At 66.0% G+C, this 8,603-nt stretch carries 2 protein-coding genes; both read right to left on the bottom strand.

The features are described from left to right. On the bottom strand, window positions 1-1,216 hold a 1,216-nt coding region (locus HMPREF1138_RS01455; protein WP_009055692.1), incomplete at its 3' end, for a DNA polymerase III subunit gamma and tau. Window positions 1,217-1,406: 190 nt separating this feature from the next. Then, window positions 1,407-8,603: SdrD B-like domain-containing protein (locus HMPREF1138_RS01450; RefSeq protein WP_009055690.1), on the bottom strand; the 7,197-nt coding region annotated here is incomplete at its 5' end.

Here is an 8,603-nt window from a genome sequence, read left to right as displayed (position 1 = left end):
CGCCGAAACGACCCGAGGAGGCCTCGGGCGTCGACGCGGGGGACGCCTGGCGCGGCGCACCCCCACCGGTCATGCCGACCGTTCCCTGCACGGGCCCAGGGGCGGGCGCGGCGGTGGGAGTCGGCACGAGGATGCGGCCGACGAGAAGCTCGAGCTGCAGGCGAGGCGAGGTCGCGCCCGTCATGGCGCGCAGGGCCTCGTCGGTCAGGTCCGCGGCGCGGGAGAGGCCGTGCGGACCCCAGTTCTGCGCCTGGCGCTGCATGCGCTCGAACTGGTCGTGCGGGGTGTCCGCCAGGACGTCGCGCGCGCCGTCACCGGCCACCGCGATGATGAGGAGGTCGCGCAGGCGCTGGAGGAGGTCCTCGACGAAGCGGCGCGGGTCGTGGCCGGACTCGACCATGCGCTCGACGACGCGGAAGGCCGCGGCGCCGTCGCCACCCGCGAGGGCGTCGACGGATTCATCCAGCAGGGCGGAGTCCGTGTACCCCAGCAGCGCTACCGCCGTCTGGTAGGTGACCTGGCCGTCGATCGCGCCGGCCATCAGCTGGTCGAGCACCGACAGGGTGTCGCGCACCGAGCCGCCGCCCGCACGCATGACGAGGGTCAGGACGCCCTCGCCGACGCCGACGTGTTCCTCAGCGCACAGGCTCGTCAGGTAGGGGCCCAACACGTCCGGCGGCACCAGGCGGAACGGATAGTGGTGGGTGCGCGAGCGGATCGTGCCGATGACGCGCTCGGGTTCCGTCGTCGCGAAGACGAACTTGACGTGCTCGGGCGGCTCCTCGACGAGCTTGAGCAGAGCGTTGAAGCCCTGGTTCGTGACCATGTGGGCTTCGTCGATGATGAAAATTTTGTAGCGGTCGCGCACCGGCGCGAAAGTGGCGCGCTCACGCAGGTCACGCGCATCGTCGACGCCACCGTGCGAGGCCGCGTCGATCTCGACGACGTCAAGCGAGCCGGGCCCTCCGGTGGCCAGCTCGCGGCACGATTCGCACTGGCCGCACGGCGTGTCCGTGGGGCCCTGCGCGCAGTTCAGGCAGCGCGCCAGGATGCGCGCCGAGGTGGTCTTACCACATCCGCGCGGCCCGGAGAACAGGTACGCGTGCGTCACGCGATTCGCGCGCAGCGCCGCCTTGAGCGGCTCCGTCACGTGTTCCTGGCCGATCACCTGGTCGAAGGTGTCGGGGCGATACCGGCGATACAGAGCTGTGGTCACCCTCCAAGCCTAGTTGCTCCCACCCTCATCTGCGTCCCGCGCCGCGCGTTCCACAGCGTCGGGAGGCGGGCGTGTGGCCGTGATCGGAGTCGTCTCATCGACGAGGCCGGGGCCGGGTAATGCGCAGGGGGCGCGGGACCTGTCGGTCTCGCGCCCCCTGCTGGATGGGGGTAGCCCCCGTGTGCGGCGGTTAGGCGTCCTGACGGCGGCGCTTGGCGCCGATGGCCAGGGCTCCGGCGATAGCGGCCAGGGCCGCCATGCCACCGATGATGGTGGCGTCCGTGCCGGTGCGTGCCAGGCCTCGGTTGGTGAGCACCTGGTGCGCCTGGGAGGGGGTGGGGGCAGGGATGAGGGTGAGCGGGAAGTCCGCGTCCACATATTCCTCGCCTTCACCCACGCTCACGCTCATCGAGGTGGTCGCAGCCGCATAGCCGGACGGGACCTCGATGGAGACGGTGTAGGTGCCCGGGATGAGGCCTACGAAACGGTAGTTGCCATTGGCGTCGGTGGTGGTGCGAGCCACCTCCGCACCGTCGGCGTCGGTGAGGATCACCGTGACACCACCGATGCCGGGCTCGCCGTCGTCACTGCCGTTGGCGTTGACGTCGTCCCAGACGCGGTCCCCGATGCTGGCGGGGGCAACCAGACCGAAGTCCACGCCCTGCACCGACGCGTCAGAGATGGTGACCGATGCCTGGGTGGCGCCCCGACCGGTGTAGGCCTGCGTGGGCAGCAGCCCCGCCAGCTCTCCCGCGCCCGGCTCGACGATCACCACGCGGTACGAGCCGCGACCCAGGCCCACGAACTGGTAGGCACCGTTCTCGTCGGTCACCGCGGTCATGGGCTGACCGTCGGCGCCCTGCACCGGGGTGCCGTCCTCGTTCAGCAGCGCGACCGTGACGCCCTTGAAGCGCTGCTCGTCATCGCCCTTGGAGTAGGACGCGTCCGAGTCACGGTAAATCGTGCCACCCAGGTTGTACCCGCCCTTGAACGAGGCCGAGGACTCGTTGTTGGTCGGGTCATCGCCTGCCTGATCCTGGTGAGTAATACGAGCAACGTTGGTCACCAGCGTGCCCGCGCCCTCACCGGTGATATCCACTGTGATCGTGATCGTCTTGACATCACCCTTGGCCAGGGTCAAATCGGACAGATCCCACACGCCCGTCGCCGAGTCGTAGGAACCATCACCCTGCGCGGACACGAACGCAACGCCAGTGGGAAGCTGATCGCTAGCCGTCACACCCGTCGCCACTCCCGGACCGTTATTGGTCAGCGTCAGCGTGTAGGTCACGCGCTGACCCGGGGTGAACTCGAAGGACTTCTGAGCCTCCTCATCCGGATCGGTGATCGCCTTGAGGATCGCGGTGTCAGCCGAGACGCCGAAACCCCAATCCTGGTCGAGATTCTGGTTCTTCTCACCCGACAGCGTCAGGTTAGCCGTCAGGTTGAAGGCCGCTGCCAGCGTGTCCTTGTCAGCCTTCGCCTCCGCGGATACGACCTTCTTGGCCGCCACGTCACCGGACGGGGCGTGGGTCAGCACATCGAGCAGGGGCTCGGCAGCAAGCAGAGTCTCAGGATCAACACTCACCTTGTACTCGCCCGGCAGCAGATCCTTGAACGTGTACTTACCCTCAGCATCCGTGACGGTCTCATACGTGCGGGTGATACCCCCCGGACCCGTCCACGTGAGCGTGACCTTCACGCCCGCCAGCGGACGATCACCAGCATCGGGGGCGCCCCCACCGTTCTGGTTGACATCCACGAACAGCTGGTCACCGATCACACCGGTACCGACCAGACCGTAATCCACGGTCGCATCGTCCTGGCCTTGAGCCAGGCCCACCGCGGACTCGGTCCCATTGGAATCGGCAGCGCGATCACCGCCAGCGTCCGACACGGTGGCCGCATAACCCGCGGGGTTCGTGAACGACACCTTGTAATCACCGGGCAGCAGATTCTCGAACACGTACTTACCGTTCGCATCCGTGGTCACAGCCCCAACCGGGTTACCCGACGCGTCGGTCACGGCGGAGCCGTCGGCGCGGGTCAGGGTCACCGTCACGCCCGGCATCGCGGGCTCGTCGGCATCCTGAATACCATCGCGGTTGACGTCCATCCAGGTGTAGTCGCCAACGGAGGCGGGCTTGACGAAACCGAAGTTCACGTCGATGACCGAACCGGTGGCCTCGGCGATGGTCACGTCGGCGGTGGTCTTGTAGCGGCCGGTGTAGGCCTCGGTGGGCTTGGTGCCCTCAAGCGGACCAGAGGTCGGGTCGACGACGCTGACGGTGTACTCGCCCAGTGCCAGACCGGGGAAGGAGTACTTGCCATCGGCGTCCGTCACGGCCGTGACCGGGTTGCCGTCCTTGTCGAGGACGGGGGTGCCGTCCCTCTTGAGGAGTGCAACGGTCACGCCCGTGTACGGGCTCTCACCGTTATCGGAGCTAAACGAGGCATTGGCATCGTTGTACAGCTCGCCGGCGATCGTGTAGCCAGCCGTCAGCGGCACCGACGACGAATTATCCGGCGTCTTATCGCCGATCTGATCCTGCTTCTCGATCGTGGCCGTGTTGGTGACGACCGAGCCGGCGGCGGAAGCGTCGATGGTGACAGTGATGAGCAGCGTGCGCGTCGCGTCCTTCTCGATCACCTCTGAGCTCAGATCCCACTTACCAGAAGCAGCATCGTAAGAACCATCGCCCTGTGCGGACAAGAAGGTCACGCCGGAGGGGAGCTTATCCTGCGCGATGACGCCAGTGGCGGGGCTCGGGCCCTCGTTCGTGAGCGTCAGCGTGTAGGTGACGGACGTGCCGGGGGTGAAGCCGCCCGCCGGAACCTCGGTCGGGTCCGCGATTGCCTTCACGATCGCCGTATTGGCGACGCCGGTGAACGCCCAGTCCTGGTCGTTGTTCGTCATCGCACCGGGGCTCAGCGTCACCTTGGAGGTAAGGGAGAGCTCCTGACCCTCCGAGGCCGTCAGGTTGCCCGACGGGGCGTGGGTCTGAGCGGTGCACTCGGGGCAGACGGTAGCCAGGGAGGTCTTGTCAACCGTGACCACGTAATCGCCGGGGGCGAGGTCCTTGAACGAGTAGTGTCCGTCGGCGTCCGTGACCGTCGAAAGCGTCTTCTCCACGCCGGCAGGCGTCGTGTAGGTCAGCGTCACGGTCACGCCGGCCAGCGGCTTGTCCGGGCCCGAGGGCGCGGAACCACCGTTGTTGTCGACGTCCCAGAACAGGGTGTCACCGATCGTGCCGTCGGCGACGAGGCCGAAGTCGACGGTCTCGTCGTTCTGGCCCTGGGCGAGCGTCACGGAGCTGTCGGCGCCGTTGGAGTCCTTTTCGTCATCCGCAGCCGCGTAGCTCTTGGTCGAGGAGTAACCTGCGGGAGCCGTGAAGACAACCTTGTAGTTCTCCTCACCCGCGCTCGCGACGATCCGATCGACGTTCGGCATCAGGTTCGTGAACTCGTACTTACCGTTGGCATCCGTGGTCACAGGCTTGACGGGGTTGCCGTCCAGGTCGATGACCGGGTTGCCGGCACCGTCCGTCAGAGTGACGGTGACGCCGGCGACGCCGACCTCGTCCGCGTCCTGGATGCCGTCCTTGTTCGCGTCGAACCACACGAAGTTACCCACCGAGGCGGGCTTCACGAAACCGAAGTCGACCTTCGTGGCGTTGGGCGCGGCGCTCGTCAGGGCGATCGGGGTCGGCGTGACGAGCGTGCCCTTGCCGGCCTCGCTGCGCTTGGTCGACGAGCCGTACCCGTAGGTCTGCTTGTAGTCGGCCAGGTTTACGTCGGCGCCGTCAACCTTCGCCTCGCCAGCAACGACCTCGACCTTGTACGAACCCATCGGCAGACGGGTAAAGGTGTAGTTGCCGTTCGCGTCGGTCGTGGCGGTGATGTCCGCGCCGGACGCGTCCTTCACCGGGTTGCCGTCGGCGTCGAGCAGACGAACCGTCACGCCTTCGAAGGGACTATCGAGGGTGGGCGAATCGTTAAACCAGGTCGCGTCCTTGTCGTTGTAGATGGTTCCCGAGATGGTGCCACCGACCTTGAAGGACGCGCTGGACGTGTTGTTGTCCTTGTTGGAGTCGATCTGATCGAAATCGCCGAGCGTCGCGGTGTTCGTGATGGTCTTGCCCTCGGTGCCGTTCTGAACCTGCACCAGCACGTACAGCGTCTCGGTACCACCGACGTTCAGGTTGGTGTTGAGAACGCCAGACTCCATGGCTCGCCAGTCCGTGTCGAGGACCTCAAAGCCGGAATCTGCCTTCACGGTGCCGGTGCACGGGTTCGTTGCACCGTCCTGACAGATGCGCGTCTCGGAGGAGACGAATTCCACGCCTGCGGGGAGCACTTCTTTGACGGTCATGCCCGAGGCAACAGCCGGACCCTTGTTGTTCAGGGTGATGCGGTAGAGCATGTAGTCGCCGGGCATGATCGGTTCCGTCGACTCGAGCGTCTCGGGAATGCCGTTGGCGTCGCGAACCGGCTGGTCGCCGTTCATCTTGACGCGAGACACGGTCTTAGCGACCGCAACGTCAGTGGAGACGTTGATGCCGACCTTGGGGGCCTCGTTGGGCAGCAGGTAGGACACCTTGCCGTTCTGCATGGAGCCACCGGACATGGCGACGGAGTTCCAGGCGATCAGGTTGGCGTTCACCGGAGAGGTCATGGTCGCGATGAACTGAATCTTCTCGCCCACCTCGATGTCGCGGTTCATCACCAGGCGGAAGCCCGTGATCGTCGTCAGGTCGGCGGGAGCGGCGCCCCACGCGTCGGGGGTACAACCGGCGGGGGCGTCGTTCATGGCACCACCCGCGGAGAGGACTTCGCCGCGGCAGGGGTTGGGAACGGTGGAGTACTGGATCGTGATGTCCGAGGCCGGAACCGGCGTGATCTCGGGGTCACGACCCGGCTTCTCCTTCACCGACTGGAACGTCCAGTTCGTGGAGTTCAGGTTCGGCTTCCAGTGGGAGCCACGGGCCTGCGAGGAGGCGGGGCCAACACCCACGTCGTTCAGGTGAGGCAGGACGTCGTAGGCCACGACCTGCGTCAGCGGGGTGTTACCGGAGTTGGAGATCGTGAAACGGTAGGCGCCGTCGGCACCCGGGTCGATCTCGGCGATCTCGCCGGCCGGAACGAAGTCGGCGTTCTTGTTGCCCTTGACTTCCTTCTCGATATTCATCGACGGGGTGGTCGCGACGTTGAAGTTCGTCGCCGCGTTACACACGTAGTCGGTCATCGAGCCGTTCTTGTTCACGTCGAAGGTGTCGACCGCGCGGCTACCGATGCAGTAGTTCTTGTTGCGCAGGCTCTGATCCTCGGTGGTCGACTTCGCGCCGTCGCCGGGCATGAATGCCATGGCGTCGTTCGTGTTCTGACCAGCCTGAGCAGTGGCCAGCGTGTTCACGTTGAAGGTCGAGTACAGGCTGCCCTCGACCGGGTCCGGAACGTTCCAGCGGATGAGGGTGCGGCCGGTGTTGTTGAAGTTCTTCTCGATCTCGACCGTGACCTTGCTCAGGTCGTAAGGGGTACCGTCGGGGTTCTTCAGCGTGGATCGCTTCTCGGGGACGATCGCCGAAGCGTCATCGACGTCGAAGCCCTCGGGGAGGAGGTCAACGATCGTGAACGGCGTGGGCGTGCCGCCCTCGTTCTTCGGCTTGGCGGTGCCGTTGATGAAGAAGCTGGCGGGCTTACCCACGACCACGGGGTTGGTGCGAGCGGACTTATAGACCTGGACGCTCGGGAACTCGTCGCGCACGCGCATCCAGGAGCAGAGCTCGTCGCTTGAGGTGACGACGGTGCCGGTGTCCTTGTCGGTCACCGTACCGGTCGCGCAGTTCTGGAAGCGCACGTAGTCCGGAGAGGCCTCGTAGTTGTAGTACCTCTCGGGCGGCAGCGTCGCGTTGTAGTGCGACGCGAAGTCCGCGGGCTCCGTGGTCGGAAGGTCCGCGGGAGCCGTGCCATGCAGCCACGCCTGGGGGCTGGATCCGGGAACGGCGTCGGTGTCGATGGTGAAGCGGGTGATCCACTCACCGTCGGGCAGGGTCAGGCCGGTCGTCTTCGTGTAGTTGACAGTCTCGTGGTTGCCCTTGTTGGTCCAGTACTCGAGGGTCCAGCCGCCATTTTCCTCGTAGCCGGACTTGCTGAAGACGGTGAAGCGGTAGGGGCTCACCATGGTGGGCTTATCGCACGAATCGCCGGCGGCCTTGGCGTCCTGGGTGGACCAGGTGCACGGCAGGGTGTCTTCCCAGCGGAAGTGAAGGGTGGTGTTACCCGAGTTGATGCCGGCGAAACGCCATGGGTAGAGACCACCGCGAACCTGGTACTGGTGGTCGTTGCCCGTCTTCATGATGCGGCCGCCGACCTTACGCTCGGCGAAGCCGTGCGTAATCTCGGAGCTCTTGGAGACGACGGTCTTCGGGTCGTTCATGACCTCGGCGGTGATGGTCGCCTTGTTGGTGACCGTGTCGTCGAGCGTGACCGTACCCTCGGGGTACTTCACGGTGACGGTTGACTCGATCGGGTTCTGCCAGAACCACTTGTCGTAGGACCAGGTGACGGTGTGGGTCGCCGGGTCGTAGACACCGCCGTCAGAGGCCGTCACGAAGACGGCCTTGGCGGGCAGCGGGTCGACGACCTTGATGTTCTGGACACCCACGAAGCCGAGGCCGTTCAGACCGCCCTTCATCGCGGAGCCGTTCCAGCGGATGCCGACCTTGTTGGGGTTGTCCTGGTCGATCTGCTGGTAGCCGTAGCGCAGCTTGTAGGTCGTCTCTCCGCCGGCCGCGGGATAGCTGGAGGGATTCGTGGGGCCGCTCTTCTCGATGGCGACGTCGGTGGTCGCCGTCCACGTGGTGGTGAGCGCCTGCTCGACCGTCTGGGCGTTCGCCGCCCGGAAGGTCACCGTCTGGTCCGTCGTGGAGTTGTTCGGCGCGTCATAGTAGTCGTAGTGCCAGGTGACCTGGATTCGGTCGGACGTGCCGGCGGGCAGCGGATCCTTCAGCTTGAAGATGTAGCGCTGCACGCGCGTGCCGTCCGGGGTCTTCTCGGTCGAGCTCGTGGTCCTGGCGACGCTGTTACCGGTGACGGGGATGACCGTGTAGCCACGCTCGACGAGCTTGAGGCCGTCCGGCGTGATGGGGCCGGGCAGCGTCAGCTCGATTTCCGCGCCCTTACAGGGCGTGGTCACCGAGGAGCAGGAGAAGTTAATCGTCGTGATCTGATCGTCGTGGCTGCGCAGGGTCGGTTCATCGTTGACGACGTTCAGGGCCAGGGTCGCCTGGTCGTCCGCGACCGCGCGGGCGCGGCGCGTGCGGGGCTGATTCTCGGGCGCGGCCTCCGCAGCGGGATCCTCGCCGCTGGCCTCGCCGCTGGCCTCGGC

Origin of the sequence: Actinomyces sp. ICM58 (assembly GCF_000283035.1) — a bacterium.
Lineage (GTDB): Bacteria > Actinomycetota > Actinomycetes > Actinomycetales > Actinomycetaceae > Pauljensenia.
Note: the sequence above shows the minus strand (reverse complement) of the source record. Positions and strands in the feature narration are given on the sequence as shown.